Origin of the sequence: Streptomyces fradiae (assembly GCF_041270065.1) — a bacterium.
In the GTDB taxonomy this organism is placed as follows: domain Bacteria; phylum Actinomycetota; class Actinomycetes; order Streptomycetales; family Streptomycetaceae; genus Streptomyces.
The window spans coordinates 5,035,942-5,053,181 of sequence record NZ_CP065958.1 but is presented as its reverse complement, the minus strand read 5'-3'; the positions used below and the strand labels follow the sequence as shown (position 1 = coordinate 5,053,181).

Sequence of the window (17,240 nt, the reverse complement as noted above, 5' to 3'; positions counted from 1 at the left end):
TTCCGGTGCATCACCCGGACGCGGTATTCGGCACATGAACGCCATCGGACGGGAGGTCGACGGGCAGTCGTTCGGTCAGTTCCCGTGTGGGGCGCGGTTCCTTGGGAACACCGGGCGGCGACGTCCGTCCCTCGCGTCGGCGCATGTCTCCGAGGACACTGGGCACCGGACTGTTCGAGGCGGAGTGCGCCGGGAACTTGACACGCCCCGGCGTCGCGAGCAAAGGGGGAACGCGATGCGGGACAGCCATCGGGCCGAGGCCGAGGGGCTGTGGGCACGGGCCGTGGAGGAAGAGGTACGGCGCTCGGGCGGCCGCTTCGACGGGGCGGTCCTGCTGTCCCGCGGGAAGGCGGCGCTCGACGCGATAGCGGCGCCGGCCGCCGAGGAGTACGCGGCCTATCTGCGGGCCGTGGAGGCGGCGGAGGCCGGCCCCGCGTCCCCGGCGGACCTGACGACGCCGGCCGTGGTGACGGCGGTCGCGGCCGCCGCGGCGGTCGGCGGCGACCTCGCCCTCGGTACGGCGGCGGGCACCGCGTTCGGCGCGGGCGCCGTGGTCGCGGTGGCGGGCGCCGCCGCTGCCGCGTTCAAGCTCGGCGGGGAACGGCGGGCGGCGGCGCACCGCAGGGCCGGGGCGGCGGGCCGGCCGGGCGGGGTGGAGCAGCTGCGGCTGCAGTGGCTGACGGCCCTGGAGGTGCGGGGCGTGCGGCCGTTCCTGGACAAGGAGCGGGTGCTGCTGCGGACGGCGGGGCAGCCGGCGCAGCGGACGGTGGAGCGGCTGCGTGGCGCGGACCGCAGTGCGGCGGCCCGGCGACGGGCGGTCCTTGAGCAGTCCTTCGGGCAACTTCCGGACGCGGACGGGCCGTTCGCGGGGCGTCGGGCCGAGCTGGCGCAGATCACCCAGTGGGTGCAGGCGGGCCGGGCGGCGACCACGACCCGGCCGACGGTGGTGCTGCTGCCCGGCGCGCCCGGCTCGGGCCGTACGGCACTGGCGGTACGGGCGGCGCACGCGCTGCGGGACCAGTTCCGCGGGGCGTGCGTGGTGGACCTGCGGGGCGGGGCCACCCGCGGGCAGCAGCCGCTGTCCACCCGGGAGGCGCTGCTGCACCTGCTGAACCGGCTGGGCGCGCCGCGCGAGCAACTCCTGTTCCGGGAGCGGGCGTCGGCCGAGCAGCAGGTGCGACGGCTTGCGGAGCTGTACCACCAGCAGCTGACGGGACTCGCGGTGACGCTCGTCCTGGACGACGCGGTGGACCCGGATCAGGTGCGCACGCTGCTTCCGGAGCGCTCCGACAGTCTGGTCCTGGTGACCTGCCGGGAGCCGCTCGACCTGGGCGCGGACCTGCCGGCCTCGGTGCATGTGCTGCCGGTGGCTGAGCTGGACGCGGCGGGCGCGGAGGAGCTGCTCGGGGCGTCGTCCGGTGCGCGGGGGCCGTATGACGCGGAGGGGTTCGAGCGGGCGCGGGAGCTGTGCGGCGGGCTGCCGCTGGCGCTTCGCACGGCGGGCGCGCTGCTCGACGGGCGGCCGGCGGCCGAGGTGGCGGGGCTGCTCGCGGCGGCCGGGCCGGACGCGGGGCCGGTGGAGCGGGCGCTCGCGGCGGGGTACGCGACGGGTCTGGACGAGGACGGGCGGCGGCGGCTGCTGCGGCGGCTCGCGCTCGGGGGGGGGGGGGGGGGGGGGGCGGGGGCGGCGGCCGCGGCGGCGCTGCTCGGCGGCAGCCAGGCGGACGGGGCGCGGCTGCTCGGGGAGCTGACCGGCGCCGGGCTGCTCGACCACGTGCGCGGGAAGCGCTACCGGCTGCACGACGCGGTGCGCGGTTTCGCGGCGGCGCGGCTCGTCGAGGAGGAGGACCAGGCGGAGATCGCGGCGGCGCAGGAGCGGCTGATCCGCAACTACGCGGAGCTGGCGGACGCGGTGCTGCGGATGGTCGACGGCAAGATGTCGACGCGCGCGGACCGCTTCGACGGGCACGGGTTCGGTTCGCTGGACGCGGCGCTGCGCTGGCTGGACGAGGAGTCCAGCTTCATCACGGCGACGCTGCGGCACACCGAGGGCGTGGACCAGCAGACGGTGCTCGATCTGCTGGGCGCGCTGTGCGACCACTGTCTGCTGCGCGGTGATCTGTACCGGCTGGGTGAGATCAACGAGCTGACGGAGGCGGTGGGGCAGGGGCTGCTGTCGCGCTCGGTGCAGTGGCGCACCGGTATCGCGGCCCGGCAGCTGGGCGAGCTGGACAAGGCGCGGACGACGCTGACCTCGGTGGTGTCGCTGTATCAGGAGGCGCATCAGGACGCGGGCGCGGCGCTCGCGCTGTGCTCGCTCGGCATCACGCTGCACCACCAGGGGCAGTTGGCGGAGGCGGCGGCCCGGCTGCGGGAGGCGCTCGATCTGCAGGAGCCGGAGTCGCTCGCGGCCGACCGGGGCTGGACGCTGCACGCGCTCGGGGCGGTCGAGCGGGACCAGGGCCGGCTGGCGGAGGCGCTCGATCTGCTCGACCGGGCGCTCGCGCTGCACCGGGAGCACGAGTCGCTGCACGGCGAGGCCTGGACGCACTTCCAGCTGGGCCAGGTGCGGCTGCGGACGGGTGAGGTGGAGCGGGCCGAGGCGGAGCTGCGGCTCGCCCTCGACGAGTACGGGCGGACCCGGGACGGGCGCGGCGAGGCGTGGGCGCTGACCCAGCTGGCCCGGGCGCGGCTTGTCGCCGGGGACGTGGGGCCCGCGGTGGACGGGCTGCGGCAGGCGCTGTCGCGGCATCGCGAGCAGGAGGACGCCCGCGGCGAGGCGTGGACGCTCTACTACCTGGGGCACGCCCTGGAGGAGCGGGGCGACCGGGACCAGGCGGTGCGGGAGCTGGAGCGGGCGCGGACGATGTTCTCGCGGATGCGCGACGTCTACGGTTTGGCATGCGCCCGCCATCATTCGGGTCGGGTGACCCGGGACCAGCGGGCCGCGCAGACCGGCAACCTGCGCAACTCGGGCTTCGCCCGCCAGCTCCTGATGGACGCCCGGGCCGACTTCCGCCGGATCGGCGTGGCCCACGGCGAGGCCTGGACATGTCTGGAGCTGGCCGTGGTCGACGCGGGCAACGGGCGCACCACGCAGGCCCTGGGCCTGTGCGAGGAGGCGGCCGGCCTCTTCGCCGGGTACGGCGACCGGCGGGGCACCGACTGGGCCCGCTTCCTGCGCGCCACCCTGCTCCCCGACCCGGCCGCGGCCCGCGAGGAACTCGCCTCCCTGACCGCCGCCCCCCACCCGTCCCGGGACCCCCGCCTCACCGACTGCGCCGAGGCCTACGCCCTGGTCCTCGACCGCGGCACCGCCCCGGACACCACCTGGCAGGCCTGGGACCTGGGCATGGTGCCGGGACGGCAGGCGCGGGAGGTGATGGGGGTGCCGGTGGGGTAGGCCCTGTGTGTCGGGGCCCGGGCAGCGCTCGCAGGGCCCCGGCGGTGCCGGGGCCCCGGAGGCGTACCGCCCGCTACTTCTTCGAGCCCTCGGCCGCCGAAGCCGGCGCGCCCGCGGCCGCCGGGTCCGGGGCCTCCGCGAAGTCGACCTTGTGCATGTGGCGGTTCATCGACTTCATCAGACCCCAGACGGCCAGCGCCAGGACGGCGAAGACGACGAAGCCGAGGACGCCGGGGGTCACCTTGTTCTCGTCCAGCTCCTTCGCGGCGAAGGGGACGAGCTCGGTCAGTGCCAGGTGTGCGCTCATGCTAGGCATTGTCCCGGATGCCCGCGAAGAGGTCGCTCTCGGGGAGGGAGGTGTCCACGAGGGACTTGCTGAGCTCGTACTCCTCCGTGGGCCAGACCTCCTTCTGGATGTCCATCGGAACCCGGAACCAGCCGCCGTCGGGGTCGATCTGGGTGCGGTGGGCGATCAGGGCCTTGTCGCGGATCTCGAAGAACTCCGCGCAGGGCACGTAGGTGGTGAGGGTGCGCTCCTTGCGCGAGAACTCGTCCCAGCGCTTCAGCCAGTCCCCGTACGGCGACTCCAGGCCCCGGTCGAGCAGCGCCTGGTGCAGCGCCTCGGTGCGCGGGCGGTTGAAGCCCTGGTTGTAGTAGAGCTTGCTCGGCGCGTGGGCCGGGCCGAACTCGTCCTCGGGGTACTTCTCGGTGTCGGCCGCGCCGTCGAAGGCCACCATCGAGATCTTGTGGGTCATGATGTGGTCGGGGTGCGGGTACCCGCCGTTCTCGTCGTAGGTCGTGACGACCTGCGGGCGGAACGCGCGGATCTTGCGGACCAGCTCGCCCGCCGCCGCGTCCACGTCCTCCAGGGCGAAGCAGCCCTCGGGGAGCGGCGGCAGCGGGTCGCCCTCGGGCAGGCCCGAGTCGACGAAGCCCAGCCACTCCTGCTTCACGCCCAGGATCTCGCGCGCCTCGTCCATCTCCTTGCGGCGCACCTCGTGGATGTTCGCCTCGATGTAGGGGTCGCCCTGGAGCTTCGGGTTGAGGATGGAGCCGCGCTCGCCGCCCGTGCAGGTCACCACCAGGACCTCCACCCCCTCGGACACATACTTCGCCATCGTGGCCGCGCCCTTGCTCGACTCGTCGTCGGGGTGGGCGTGAACGGCCATCAGTCGCAGCTGCTCAGTCAAGACTCGGTCCTCAGTCATTCGTCGCCTAGGGAGGTCTCTATAGTGACGGAATCGGGGGAGGGAAAATTCCGGTACCCCGACGGCGAGAGGAACGATCATGGGCGCGGTGCGAGAGCGGCTCCCCGAGGGGCGCTACGGGCGCTCCGCGGACGCGCGGGCCGACCGCAAGCTCATGATCGCCGGGGCGGTGCTCGGCACCCTCTTCCTCGCCATGATGGGCTGGTTCGGCTGGCACTACGTCGTCGACAGCAAGATCAGCGCCGAGGTCATCAAGTTCGAGGTGACCGGCGACAGCGAGGTCCAGGTGCACCTGGAGATCCGCAAGGACACCGACGCCAAGGGCGTGTGCACACTGCGCTCCCGCTCCGAGGACGGCACCGAGGTCGGCCGCAAGGACGTCCGGATCGAGGAGAGCACGGACCGGCTCGACAAGGTCTACTCGATCCGCACCACCGCACGGGCCACCAGCGCCGAGCTGATCGGGTGTACGGCGCGGTAGCGGTGGGTAGGGAGCGGGGGTAGAGCCCCCGCCAGGCCGCCCCGGTGACCTGGGGTGACGTAAAGACCGCGGTTATGTCCTCCCGCTTTTCGCCACTCATTGTTAGGCTCGTGGTTTCGCCCGCTCGGAAGGCGCAAGAAGGCGCAAGCTGGACATGTGGCTTTCCGCTCAGGGCGAGCTTTTGTATTCCCAGTACCTACGAGGAGCACCTGTGACCCAGACCAGCGAGAACGTCACCTGGCTCACCCAGGAGGCGTACAACAAGCTCAAGGAGGAGCTTGCGTACCTGTCTGGTCCCGCGCGTACCGAGATCGCCGCGAAGATCGCCGCGGCGCGCGAGGAGGGCGACCTGCGGGAGAACGGCGGGTACCACGCGGCCAAGGAGGAGCAGGGCAAGCAGGAGCTCCGGGTCCGCCAGCTCACGCAGCTCCTGCAGAACGCCAAGGTCGGCGAGGCCCCGGCGGACGACGGCGTCGTCGAGCCGGGCATGGTCGTGACGATCGCCTTCGACGGCGACGAGGACGACACGATGACCTTCCTGCTCGCCTCCCGCGAGTACGCGAGCGGTGACATCGAGACCTACTCCCCGCAGTCGCCGCTCGGCCTGGGCGTCAACGGCAAGAAGGCCGGCGAGGACGCCGAGTACGAGCTGCCGAACGGCAAGATGGCCATGGTGAAGATCCTCAGCGCCACGCCGTACACCGGCTGAGCCCGCTTTTCCCGTTCGACCGCGAGACCGTACGCGCGTACGAAGGGCCGGACCCCGCGAAGGGGCCCGGCCCTTCGTCATGCTCATGCAATGATCGGAGGCATCGGCCGCAGAAGGGGGATGGGGCAGATGCTGGGACCGCTGCGCGAGGGCGCGCCACGGCACATCGGACCGTACGAGGTGCTCGCGCGGCTCGGCGCCGGCGGCATGGGCGAGGTGTATCTGGCGCGGGACACGGCCCCCGGCGCCCCGCCCGGCACGTACGTCGCCCTGAAGACCATCCGGACCGATGTCGCCGGCGAGCCCGCCTTCCGCGAGCGCTTCCGCCGCGAGATCAGGGTGGCGGGGATGGTGCGCAGCGCGTACGCCGCCGCGCCCGTCGGCGGCGACCCCGACGCCGGGACCCCGTGGCTGGCCACCGCCTATGTGCCCGGCCCCAGCCTCGCCCAGGCCGTGCGGCGCGGCGGCCCGCTGCCGGTCGCGACGGTGCGGGCGCTCGGCGCCCGGATCGCCCGCGCGCTGGCCGATCTGCACGCGGCCGGGGTGCTGCACCGCGACCTCAAGCCCGGCAACGTGATGCTCGCCGTCGACGGCCCGCGCCTGATCGACTTCGGCATCGCGCGGGCCGGCGGCGCGACCACCATGACCGCGACCGGTGTGATCGTCGGCACGCCCTCCTTCATGTCGCCCGAGCACGTGGCCGGCGCCCGGCACGTGACCGGCGCGTCGGACGTCTTCTGCCTCGGCTCGCTGCTCTGTTACGCGGCGACCGGCGAGGACCCGTTCGGCGAGGGCCCGGTCGCCGCCGTCCTCTACCGCGTCGCGCAGGCCGAGGCCGATCTGACCCGGCTGCCGGAGGAGCTGCGGGCCGTCGTCACCGCCTGTCTGTCCCGCGACCCGGCGGACCGGCCCGCGCCGGAGGCGCTGGCCGAGCTCCTGGGCGGCACGGCCGGGCGCCCGCCCGCGTGGCCGGAAGCCGTACGGGAGCACATCGGCGAGTACGGGCGGGAGCTCGCCCAGCTCGTCGCGTCCGGCGGCCCGCTGCTGGAGGTCCCCGCGGCCCCCGCCCCGACGTCCGGCACGCCCGCGTCCGGCGGGCCCGGGCTGCACGCGGCGCCGACCGTCGCCCCCTTACCCGTACCCGTATCGCCCCCCACGCCCCAGCGGCGCCGCCGCCGTGGTCTGATCGCCGCCGTGGTGGCCCTGGCGGTCCTGGGCGGCGGCGTCGGCACGTATCTGCTGTGGCCGGAGCCCGCACCGAAGAAGCCCGCCACGGCCGGTCCCCCCGCCGCGTCCGGGCCGCGCGTCCCGGGCGTCGACGACCGGGGCCTGGCGGACGCGTCCGGGGTCGTACCGCAGAACGCGGCCCAGCGGCCGGCCGGCTGGAAGCCGTGGCGGGCGAAGCTGTCGGCGCCGGCGTTCGGCTGCTCGGGGAACGAGAAGGCGCTGGTGTGCCGGACGACGGACGGCTGGTACGAGGCCCTCGACCCGGCGAACGGGAAGAAGCTGTGGGAGGCGAGCGCCGGCGGGGCGGGCCGGGGCGGCCAGAGCTACATGAACGACCACGGCGTGCCGTGGATCGTCGACAAGGCCTCCCGTCCCACCGTCCACGACTCGGTCGTCGTCCTCGCCTGGGAGGGCAGGCTCCAGGTCCGTGACGTGCGCAGCGGCGCGGTGCGATGGGAGTCGAAGGAGCCGATGCAGGGCACGCAGCGGGAGGTGACCCGGCCGATCGTGGCCGACGGCACGATCTTCGCCGCGGTCGCGGGCCCGTCGCCGGACGGCGTCATCCATCCGCCCATCGGGATGGCGGCGTTCTCCCTCACGGACGGCCGCAAGCTCTGGTCGAAGATGCTCACCAGCGACGAGATCCCGTACTCCGAGACCCGCCCCTTCGAGCCGGTCGCCTACGCCAAGGGGCAGGTGTACGCGCTCAGCGACGGCGGGCTCGTCACCTACGACGCCAGGACCGGCGAGCTGCGCGGGCAGGTCGACCGGGCGGCGGCCGAGTGCGAGGCCGTGAAGGTGCTCGGCGACTCGGCGTACTGCGTCAGCACCCCGCACGTCGTCGACGCCGAGGAGCGACTGCACGTCCTCGACGCGGCCACCCTCGCCGCGAAGGGCACCGTGCCCGCGTCGCTGGAGAGCCTGAGCGCCGATGTGATCAGCCCGAAGGCCTTCGCCGGCTTCGCGAAGGAGGGCCTGGGTGTCTACGACCCGAAGGACGGCACGCGGCTCGCCTCGTACCCCCTGAAGGACACCGCGCCCGCCGGGCTGAAGCAGGAGCTGTCCTCTCCCCTGCTCGCGGGCGACCGGCTGGTGTTCGCCGACTACTCCGCGCTCTACACCGTGGGGCTCGGCGCGGACGGCAGGCCGGGCGGGCTCAAGGCCACGCCGGTGCCAGGCGCGCCGGGGCCGCGGGCCGAGGAGGACGAGCGCGACCCGAACTACGGCATCGTCTACGGCCGGAGGATCCGGCAGCCCGAGGTGCTGCCGGTCGGCGGGATCGCCTATGTCGTGTACGACAAGGGCGCCGTCGCGTCCGTCGAACTGCCCCGGTGAACCGGGCCCGGGCCTGGGCCCCGTGAGTCACCCCGACAGCCCCATCGGAAAGGCGTGTTGACCGTGCTGGAAGCACTGCCCGCCGGGCCGCCCCGGCTCGTCGGCCCGTACCGGCTGCTCGCCCGGCTCGGCGCGGGCGGCATGGGCGAGGTCCACCTGGCTTGCCGTACGGACGCGCCGACGGCCGACCCGTACCGGATGGTCGCGGTGAAGACCGTGCGCGCGGAGCTGGAGCTCGACGAGGACTTCCGGACCCGCTTCCGGCGCGAGATCACCTCGGCGCGGGCGGTGGACAGCCCCTACACGGCCCGGCTCGTGGACGCGGACGCCGACGCACCGGCGCCGTGGCTGGCGACCGAGTACGTGCCGGGTCCCTCGCTCGCCGAAGCGGTCGTCCGCGCCGGTCCGCTGCCGGTCACGGCGGTACGGGAGCTGGGCGTCGCCCTCGCCCGGGCGCTCGGCGCGGTGCACGAGGCGCAGGTGCTGCACCGGGATCTGAAGCCGGCGAACGTGCTGCTCGGCGCGGCCGGGCCCAAGCTGATCGACTTCGGCATCGCGCAGGCCTTCGAGGCGACGGCGCTGACCTCGACGGGGCTGGTCGTCGGCTCGCCGGGCTTCATGTCGCCGGAGCACCTGGTGGGCGGCCGGGCCGTGGTGCCGGCCTCGGACGTGTTCTGCCTGGGGGCGGTGCTCGCTTTCGCGGCGAGCGGCCGAGGGCCCTTCCACGACGACGAGATGGCGGCCGTGGTCTACCGGATCAGCCGGGCCGATGCCGAACTGTCGGGCGTGCCGGAGGAGTTGCGGCCGGTCGTGGAGCGCTGCCTGCGGCTCGATCCGGCGGAGCGGCCCTCGGCGGCGGAGCTGGCGGAGCTCCTTGGTTCCGAGGCCACGGAGGAGGAGGTGTTTCCGTGGCCGGGCGGCGTGTTGTCGCTGCTCGCCGAGTACGGGGACGCGGCCCGCGAGTTCGGCGAGGCGGCGGCCTCGGGCGCGGGCGTGGCCGAGCTGCCGACGATGGCGCCGGTCGTCGCGGTGCCGTACTCCCCCACGGCGGCGGTCGCCCGGCCCGCCGGTCCCGCCGGGCCGGAGCCGCGGCGCCGCCGGTGGGGGCGGATCGTCGCCGCGGCGGTCGCGGTGGCGGTGGTGGCGACGGTGGGAGTGGTGCTGCTCGACCGGCAGGGCGGGCAGGGGGATCAGGCCGGAAGCGGTCCTTCGGGTCCTTCGGGTCCTTCGGGTTCGGCCGGGCCGTCCGCGTCGGCGTCCGGGCCGGGCGGGGTGGGGTCGCTGAGCCAGGTCGTCCGGCCGTACGGCGGTGAGGGGCACGCCGGCGACTTCGGGACGTCGGCGACGGACAGCGGGGCCCGGCCGGCCGGCTGGTCGCCGTGGGCGACCCGGGTCGGCCCGGGGATCAGCAACTGCTCCCTGGCGCCGAAGGTGCTGCTGTGCGCGGGCACCGGCGGCGGGGCCCTCGCCCTGAACGCGGCCGACGGCAAGCGGCTGTGGGCGGTCCCCGGCCGCGAGACTCCCGGCGACTTCGGCATCCTGGCGTCGCCGGGCGATCCGTCGGTCGTCGGCGACACGGCGTACATCGCGGGCGCCGACGGCCTGACGGCGTACGGCCTCGATGACGGAAAGGTGCGCGGGAAGGTGCCCGCGCCGGGCCCGGAGTGGGCGGAGAAGGGCTCCGACCTGGTCGGCGACGTCCTGTACAGCAGCCTGCTGCACCGTACGGACGAGGGCAAGGGCCTGGTCACGGCGGTGAAGCTGGACGGGAAGGGCGGCGGCCGTGAGCTGTGGCGGAAGGAACTCGACGCGATCCCCGAGCAGTTGGTCGCCTCGGGGAACCGGGTGTACGTGACGGTCGGCGGGACCGTGCCGGTGGCTCTCGACACGGCGACCGGCAAGGAGACGGCCCGGGGCGGAGCCGGCGTGGAGTGCTCGACGATCGTGGTGCACGGGGACGCGGTGCTGTGCCAGAACGCGCAGGACGGCGGGGTGCCCGTGCTCGACGCCCGGACGCTGCGGCCGCGGCGCACGCTGGCGGAGGATCTGACGATCGTCGCCGGTCCGGCGGTGCGCGCAGACGGCACGGTGGCCGTGGTCGGCAGTCTCGTCGGCAGCTCGGTCAGCTTCACCGTGGTCACCTACGACCTGGCGAGCGGGCGCGAGCTGCGGCGGGCGACGACGGCCGGCAGCTTCGACAACGGGGTGGACCGGGTCGCCTTCGCGGGCGACCGGCTGGTCGTCGCGGGCAAGCAGCAGGTGCAGTCGCTGCCCGCGACCGGCCCGGTGGGCGACCGCGACGTGAAGTCCCGCAACGCGGTCCTTCCGGACGGGGTCGAGGCGAAGTCGCTGACCCCGGGCGAGCCCCTGGTCGCCGGAGGGGCGGTCTTCGTCCCCTTCGACGACCTGGTGATCTCCGGCTATCTGCCGTGAGCCCCGTGCGCGTCGCGTCAGGCGGTGGCCGAGCGGTACTTCCGTACCGCCAGCGTCCGGAACAGCACGATGATCAGGACCGAGTAGATCAGCGAGGCCCACACCGGGTGCTGCATCGGCCAGGCCTGGGACTGGGAGACTCCCGGGTCGCCGAAGAGCACGCGACAGGCCTGCACGGTGGCGCTGAAGGGGTTCCAGTCGGCGACCTTCTGGAGCCAGGGGGTCATCTGGCTGGAGTCCACGAACGCGTTCGAGATGAACGTGACCGGGAAGAGCCAGATCAGTCCGCCCGAGGTGGCCGCCTCCGGGGTGCGCACGGACAGGCCGATCAGCGCGCCGATCCAGGTGAAGGCGTAACCGAGGAGCAGCAGCAGGCCGAACCCGGCCATGATTCTGGCGAAGTTGGTGGGCTCCGCGAAGCCGGGGCGCCAGCCGACGATGAGCGCGACGACCGCCAGGACGAGCAGGGTCAGTGCCGTCTGCACCAGGTCGGCGAGGGTGCGGCCGGTGAGGACCGCGCCGCGCGCCATGGGCAGCGAGCGGAAGCGGTCGATGAGGCCCTTGTGCATGTCGTCGGCGATGCCCGCGCCCGCGCCGGCCGTGGCGAAGGTGACGGTCTGGGCGAAGATGCCGGCCATCAGGAAGTTCTTGTAGACCTCCGGGTCGGTGGTGTTACCGATCTTCATCGAGCCGCCGAAGACGTACGTGAAGAGGATCACGAACATCACGGGCTGGATGAGGCCGAAGATGACCATCTCCGGGATGCGGGTCATCCGGATCAGATTGCGCTTGGTGACGACCAGCGAGTCGCTGATCGACTGGGCGATGGCGCCGCGCTGCTGCGGCTTGGCCAGGGTGTCGGTCACCGCGGTCACTTGACGGCCTCCTTCCGGTCGTCGCGGTCCTTGCGGGCGCTCTTCGCCGCGCCGCCGCCGCTCGCGCCGTTCTCGCCGTTCTCCTCGGCCTGTTCGGCCACGTGGCCGGTCAGCGAGAGGAACACGTCGTCGAGGGTGGGGCGGCGCAGGCCGATGTCGTCGATCTCGACGCCGACGGCGTCCAGGTCGCGGATGACCTCGGCGAGCAGCTTGGCGCCGCCGGTGACCGGGACGGTGAGTTTGCGGGTGTGCTCCTCGACGCTGATGTCGCCGGCGTCGATGTCGCCGCGGCCGACGCCCGCCGTCCCGTAGCGCGCGAGGACCTCGCGGGCGGCCGGGATGGTGTCGCGGTCGTGGACGACGACCTCGACGCGCTCGCCGCCGGTCTGGGCCTTGAGCTGGTCGGAGGTGCCGTGGGCGATGACCTTGCCGTGGTCGACGACGCAGATGTCGTGGGCCAGGTGGTCGGCCTCCTCCAGATACTGCGTGGTGAGGAGGAGGGTGGTGCCGCCCGCGACGAGCTCCTGGATGATCTCCCACAGGGCCTGCCGGTTGCGCGGGTCGAGGCCGGTGGTGGGCTCGTCCATGAACATCACGGGCGGGGAGACGACGAGGGCGGCGGCCAGGTCGAGCCGGCGCCGCATGCCGCCGGAGTAGGTCTTGGCGGGGCGGTCGGCGGCGTCGGCGAGGTTGAAGCGCTCCAGGAGCTCGCCCGCGCGGACCTTCGCCGCCCTGCCGTTCATCTGATAGAGCTGCCCGACCATCTGGAGGTTCTCGCGGCCGGTCAGATACTCGTCGACCGCGGCGAACTGGCCGGACAGGCCGATCGCGCGGCGCACCTCGTTGGGGTGCTTGAGCACGTCGATCCCGGCCACGACGGCGCGGCCGCTGTCCGGTTTGAGGAGCGTGGTGAGCACGCGCACGGCGGTCGTCTTCCCCGCGCCGTTCGGGCCGAGCAGGCCCAGGACGGTGCCCTCGGGTACATCGAGGTCCACCCCGTCCAGAGCTCGTACGTCGCCGAAGGTCTTCACCAGACCTTCGGCGTGAATCGCGCCTGGCATGCGTTCTCCCAGATGATTTGAGAGGTTTTGAAAGATTTCGTCCAAGCTTAGAGACGCCGAGCGGACGACGCCCGGCGTTCGAGTGACCCGGACCACACACTAACGCGATACATCGCGATACACAACCGGTTTGCGCACACTGCCCGATCGGTCGCCCGGTTCTGCCCGCCCGCACCTCGAAACAGCGCTCCTCCGCCGTGTACGCAGGAAGTCCACGCCGACGCCGAAGAGGAGGGGGACCCGTGCGGACCCCGAACGACGACAGGACGGGCAGCGCCCACCGGCCGGACCGGACGGAGGCCGCCAGGACACCTACTACGGGGCGGGCGCCGGAGACCTCGTCTCCCGCGCTGCCCGGCCCGCTCGGCGCGGCGGGCAACGCGGCCGTCGTGCAGCTGCTCCGCCAGGCCGGCCACCCCTGGGCCCAGGAGCGCCACGAGCACGGCGCCGGCTGCGGACACCGGCAGCCCCCGGTCCAGCAGCCCCCCGTCCAGCGGTCCGCCGTGCACGAGGTGCTGCGCGCGCCGGGGCGCCCGCTGGACGAGGCCACCCGGACCGACATGGAGGCCCGGCTCGGCGCGGACTTCTCCGACGTACGGCTGCACACCGACTCCACCGCCCGCGCCTCCGCCGCCGAGGTCGGCGCCCGCGCCTACACCAGCGGCAACCACGTCGTCATCGGCGACGGCGGCGCCGACCGGCACACCCTCGCCCACGAGCTCACCCACGTCATCCAGCAGCGCCGGGGCCCGGTGGCCGGCACCGACAACGGCGCGGGACTGAAGGTCTCCGACCCCTCCGACCGCTTCGAACGGGAAGCCGAGGCCAACGCGCGCCGGGCCCTCGGCGGCCCGGCACCCGCCACCCCCGCCACCCCCGCCACCCCCGCCCCCATCCAGCGCGCCATCGGCCTGGAGATCGAGACGGACCGGCCCGTCTCCAAGGCGGACGGCACCAACGTCGAAGCCCGCGACGCGAACGGCGAGCCCGTCTCCGGACCGATCCTCGTCACGCACCAGAGCGGCGTGAAGATGGTGGGCGACAAGCGGAACGCCCCCGACAGGACCCAGTACACGAACGCGGAATTCGTCACCCCGCCGATGAACGTCCTTCCGGGAGAGACCCAGCACGGCGACCTCCGTACGACCCTCGACACCCTCAGGGCCATGCACAGCAAGCTCTACGGCCCCGGCCCTAACTCGACGAACGAGGAGAAGTCACTCGCGCACCTCTATTCCGAGGCGGCGTTCACCCACGACGAGACCTCACTGGTGGGGACGGACCTCCGAGTGGCACCCGAACGCCCGCACACCGAGACGCGAGGGCGCCCGGGTTACGGGGACGGTCTGTTCGCCCACCAGACCGTGGGCGTCCCCCTGCACGGCATGGCCGGCTTCTTCCAGCACATGCTGACCGAACCGGAACCGGCCAACGCGGGCGGCACGAAGACCCGGATCTCGCCCAACTCGAAGGCGCACATCCACCTTTCCCAGAGCCTCGTCTTCGGCCGGCGGGTGGCCGATCTCTTCCTCGGGGGCCAGATGGACGTGGACGGGGCTGCCTCGCAGACGACGACCGCCGAGCAACTGCGCGGCTTCGCCGCCCTCTTCTACAACCAGCTGGCCGCCCTCGGCGACCTGGCCGAGCAGGAGCGCAACGCCGAGAGGCTGACTCTGGGCAAGAACAAGACCGCGGTCCTCTCGCGGGTCAACCTCAAGACCGTCGGCGGGTTCCTTCCGGACCCGGCCAGGGTGTTCCTGGACGACAACTACGACGCCGTCGTGGGCGTCTTCGGGGAGGTCTACGGACTCCCCCTCGCCGACTGGGGCGGTGGAGCGGTGGCCGAGAAGGCCCGAAAGTACGCCCATACCTCCCTGCGCAAGCGCACCGCCAAGACCGAACAGGTCCACCAGACCGACGCGTTCGGCGCCATGACGGTGCTGGGCGACTCGAATGCGAGGCGGGAGAAGGTGGGAGACATTCCCATCGTCCCCCTGGAGCTGCGGAAGTTCGGGCGCCAGAAGGTCAGCTTCGACGAGCTGGGACAGGACGTCGGACTGCTCACCCAGTGGTCCAGGGAAGCACTCGCAGGCGCACAGCAGGCCGCCGTCGACCCCACCGCGACGCTGGCCGACATCTCGGCCCCGGCGCCGGTCGACTTCGCCGGCAGGATATTCCGGCTGTGCACCGGAGGCATCGACACGCTCCAGAAGCTGAACAGCAGGAACCCGTACGCGAAGGCAACGAACACCAGGAAGACGCTTCCGGTCCTGAACTTCGTCCTCACGGAGCTTCGGAAGCTCGCGGGCACCCTCCCGACCGATCCCCGGGAGACCCTCCGCAAACTCCAGGATGCCGCGCTGGCACTGAACAAGGCGGCGAACGACCTCGCCGCGGGGCAGAGTCCGAGCATCGGACCGCGCATCGACGAGCTCGCCGACACCGTGGCCGAGCTCGGAAACACCACCGTGGCGGACCAGATCCGCAAGGCCCGCGAACGCCTCTAGGCGAGCCCCGGGGGGTGCCCAGCACCCCCCGGGGGGAGCCTCACCCCAGGACCGTGTACCCCGCGTCCCGCAGCGCCTCCGTGACCTCCTCGCAGTGCTCCGGGCCCTTCGTCTCCAGGTGCAGCTCGACCTCCGCCTCCGTGAGGCCGAGCCGCGGGTCGGTCCGTACGTGGCTGACGTCGAGGACGTTCGCGTCGACCACGGTCAGCACCGCGAGCAGCGTCGCGAGGGCGCCCGGCCGGTCGGTGACCTTCAGCCGCAGGCTCAGATAGCGGCCGGCCGCCGCCATGCCGTGGCGCAGGATCCGCTGCATGAGGAGCGGGTCGACGTTGCCGCCGGAGAGCACCGCCACCACCGGGCCGCGGCCCCGGAAGGCGTCCGGGTCCGCGAGCAGGGCCGCCACCGGGCTCGCCCCGGCCGGCTCCACCACCAGCTTGGCCCGCTCCAGACAGAGCAGCAGCGCCGAGGACAGCGCGTCCTCGGAGACCGTGACGACCTCGTCCACGTACTCTCTGACCAGGGCGAACGGCACGTCGCCCGGCCGCCCCACCTTGATGCCGTCGGCCATCGTCACCGGCGACTCGATCGCCACCGGGTGCCCGGCCGCGAGCGAGGGCGGGTAAGCCGCCGCGCCCTCCGCCTGCACGCCGATCACTCGCACGTCGGGCCGCAGCGACTTCACCGCGAGGCCGATGCCGGCCGCGAGCCCGCCGCCGCCGACCCCGACCACGATCGTGCGGACCTCGGGGCACTGCTCCAGGATCTCCAGGCCCACCGTGCCCTGCCCGACGATGACGTCGGGGTGGTCGAAGGGGTGGATGAACACCGCGCCGGTCTCCCGGGCGTACTCCTCCGCCGCCGCAAGGGTCTCGTCCACGACGCTGCCGTGCAGCCGTACGTCCGCGCCGTACTCGCGGGTCGCCGCCACCTTCGGCAGCGGGGCGCCGACCGGCATGAACACCGTGGCGTGCACGCCGAGCAGCGCCGAGGCCAGGGCCACGCCCTGCGCGTGGTTGCCGGCCGACGCGGCGACCACCCCGGCCGCCCGCTGCTCGGGGCGCAGCCCGGCGATCCGCACGTACGCGCCGCGCAGCTTGAAGGAGCCGGTGCGCTGCAGGTTCTCGCACTTGAAGTGGACCGGCGCCCCGATCAGCGAGGACAGATGGCGGCTGCCCTCCATCGCGGTCACCCGGGCCACCCCGGCCAGCATCTTCTGCGCCCCGCGCACGTCGTCGAGCATCAGCGGGTGCAAGGGGCGTGGCGTACGGAAGCTCATGACAGCAAGTCTCGCAGCTCACGGCCCCCGTGGCCGCCCGGCGGGCGGGCCGCCGGACAGGTTTGCGCAGCGCCGGTACGGACCCCGGCGGGGCCGCGTACTCTGTCCCCCACCAAACGCCCGCCGCACGAGAGAGCCCCCACAGCCATGCCCACATCTCAGGACATGACGACTGAGTTCGACCCCGGTCTCCTCGACGCCCTCCAGCACCAGGTGGCCGTCTTCGCCCGACGGGCCGAGCAGACCCGCCTCGGCGGCACCGGACAGCTCCGCAACTCCATGGACCGCGCCGCGTACCTGCTGCTCAACCGGCTCGACCGGGAGGGCCCGATGGGCGTGAAGGCGCTCGCCGCGGGCATGGGCATCGACTCGTCGACGGTGACCCGGCAGGTCGCCCCGCTCGTCGACACCGGCCTCGTCAAGCGCACCTCGCACCCCGAGGACGGGCGCGCGGTGGTGCTCCAGCTGTCGCCTCGCGGCCAGGCCCGTCTGGAGGAGGTCCGGGCCTCGCGCCGCCAGCTGATGGTGGAGGTCACCGAGGGGTGGACGCCCACCGAGCGCGAGTCCTTCTGCGCACTGCTCACCCGCTTCAACACCGCGCTCTCGGCCCGCCAGTCGGGGCTGCCCGCGCCCGCCGACCCGGCCGCGTCCACGTCGTGACCTGTCGCGGCGACCGGTCGTGGCCCGTCGCGGCCAAGTCGTGACCTTGTGCCCCGTCCACGGGG

Annotated in this window: 12 protein-coding genes; 7 read left to right on the top strand and 5 right to left on the bottom strand. The window is 73.4% G+C overall.

What is annotated here, in order from left to right; genetic code table 11:
* Nucleotides 1-235 precede the first annotated feature (235 nt).
* Nucleotides 236-3,403 carry a tetratricopeptide repeat protein gene (locus JAO84_RS23300; RefSeq protein ID WP_370414596.1) on the top strand — a complete coding sequence of 1,056 codons (3,168 nt, stop codon included), beginning with the start codon at nucleotides 236-238 and terminating at the stop codon, nucleotides 3,401-3,403.
* Nucleotides 3,404-3,476: 73 nt separating this feature from the next.
* Here the strand turns inward: JAO84_RS23300 and JAO84_RS23295 are convergent, their stop codons facing one another.
* Together JAO84_RS23295 and mca are read right to left on the bottom strand one after the other, a co-directional pair.
* Nucleotides 3,477-3,719: a hypothetical protein gene (locus JAO84_RS23295; protein WP_370414595.1), complete on the bottom strand. Its 243-nt coding sequence runs from the start codon at nucleotides 3,717-3,719 to the stop codon at nucleotides 3,477-3,479.
* A complete protein-coding gene (gene mca, locus JAO84_RS23290; protein WP_265868181.1) occupies nucleotides 3,712-4,593 on the bottom strand; it encodes a mycothiol conjugate amidase Mca in 882 nt (293 codons plus the stop codon). The genes JAO84_RS23295 and mca overlap by 8 nt, the downstream gene beginning before the upstream one ends.
* Before the next feature lie 97 nt (nucleotides 4,594-4,690).
* On the opposite strand from mca, the gene JAO84_RS23285 reads away from it, so the two are divergent.
* The 4 genes from JAO84_RS23285 (at nucleotide 4,691) to JAO84_RS23270 (ending at nucleotide 10,796) form a co-directional block, all read left to right on the top strand.
* Nucleotides 4,691-5,092 carry a DUF4307 domain-containing protein gene (locus JAO84_RS23285; protein WP_370414594.1) on the top strand — a complete coding sequence of 134 codons (402 nt, stop codon included), beginning with the start codon at nucleotides 4,691-4,693 and terminating at the stop codon, nucleotides 5,090-5,092.
* Nucleotides 5,093-5,303: 211 nt separating this feature from the next.
* On the top strand, nucleotides 5,304-5,801 hold the full coding sequence (greA, locus tag JAO84_RS23280; RefSeq protein WP_265868179.1) for a transcription elongation factor GreA: 498 nt from the start codon (nucleotides 5,304-5,306) through the stop codon (nucleotides 5,799-5,801).
* A 129-nt stretch (nucleotides 5,802-5,930) separates the two neighbouring features.
* Nucleotides 5,931-8,363: a protein kinase gene (locus JAO84_RS23275; RefSeq protein WP_370414593.1), complete on the top strand. Its 2,433-nt coding sequence runs from the start codon at nucleotides 5,931-5,933 to the stop codon at nucleotides 8,361-8,363.
* A 63-nt stretch (nucleotides 8,364-8,426) separates the two neighbouring features.
* Nucleotides 8,427-10,796: a protein kinase gene (locus JAO84_RS23270; protein WP_370414592.1), complete on the top strand. Its 2,370-nt coding sequence runs from the start codon at nucleotides 8,427-8,429 to the stop codon at nucleotides 10,794-10,796.
* A gap of 17 nt (nucleotides 10,797-10,813) precedes the next feature.
* Here JAO84_RS23270 and JAO84_RS23265 read toward each other — a convergent pair whose 3' ends face one another.
* Both JAO84_RS23265 and JAO84_RS23260 read right to left on the bottom strand, forming a co-directional pair.
* Nucleotides 10,814-11,671: an ABC transporter permease gene (locus tag JAO84_RS23265; protein ID WP_370414591.1), complete on the bottom strand. Its 858-nt coding sequence runs from the start codon at nucleotides 11,669-11,671 to the stop codon at nucleotides 10,814-10,816.
* Entirely contained in the window at nucleotides 11,668-12,732 is a 1,065-nt protein-coding gene (locus JAO84_RS23260) for an ATP-binding cassette domain-containing protein (protein WP_370414590.1), read from the bottom strand. The genes JAO84_RS23265 and JAO84_RS23260 overlap by 4 nt, the downstream gene beginning before the upstream one ends.
* A 389-nt stretch (nucleotides 12,733-13,121) precedes the next feature.
* Here JAO84_RS23260 and JAO84_RS23255 point away from each other — a divergent pair, with 389 nt between their 5' ends.
* On the top strand, nucleotides 13,122-15,239 hold the full coding sequence (locus JAO84_RS23255) for a DUF4157 domain-containing protein (RefSeq protein ID WP_370414589.1): 2,118 nt from the start codon (nucleotides 13,122-13,124) through the stop codon (nucleotides 15,237-15,239).
* A gap of 40 nt (nucleotides 15,240-15,279) precedes the next feature.
* Here JAO84_RS23255 and ilvA read toward each other — a convergent pair whose 3' ends face one another.
* A complete protein-coding gene (gene ilvA / locus JAO84_RS23250) occupies nucleotides 15,280-16,515 on the bottom strand; it encodes a threonine ammonia-lyase (protein WP_370414588.1) in 1,236 nt (411 codons plus the stop codon).
* A gap of 147 nt (nucleotides 16,516-16,662) precedes the next feature.
* Here ilvA and JAO84_RS23245 point away from each other — a divergent pair, with 147 nt between their 5' ends.
* A complete protein-coding gene (locus JAO84_RS23245) occupies nucleotides 16,663-17,175 on the top strand; it encodes a MarR family winged helix-turn-helix transcriptional regulator (RefSeq protein WP_370414587.1) in 513 nt (170 codons plus the stop codon).
* Nucleotides 17,176-17,240 lie beyond the last annotated feature (65 nt).

Bases quoted from the DNA above. Each gene is read 5' to 3' on its own strand.
- JAO84_RS23295 (WP_370414595.1), bottom strand. From the start codon at position 3,719: ATGCCTAGCATGAGCGCACACCTGGCACTGACCGAGCTCGTCCCCTTC.
- JAO84_RS23300 (WP_370414596.1), top strand. From the start codon at position 236: ATGCGGGACAGCCATCGGGCCGAGGCCGAGGGGCTGTGGGCACGGGCC.
- JAO84_RS23275 (WP_370414593.1), top strand. From the start codon at position 5,931: ATGCTGGGACCGCTGCGCGAGGGCGCGCCACGGCACATCGGACCGTAC.
- JAO84_RS23260 (WP_370414590.1), bottom strand. From the start codon at position 12,732: ATGCCAGGCGCGATTCACGCCGAAGGTCTGGTGAAGACCTTCGGCGAC.
- ilvA (WP_370414588.1), bottom strand. From the start codon at position 16,515: ATGAGCTTCCGTACGCCACGCCCCTTGCACCCGCTGATGCTCGACGAC.
- JAO84_RS23285 (WP_370414594.1), top strand. From the start codon at position 4,691: ATGGGCGCGGTGCGAGAGCGGCTCCCCGAGGGGCGCTACGGGCGCTCC.
- JAO84_RS23245 (WP_370414587.1), top strand. From the start codon at position 16,663: ATGCCCACATCTCAGGACATGACGACTGAGTTCGACCCCGGTCTCCTC.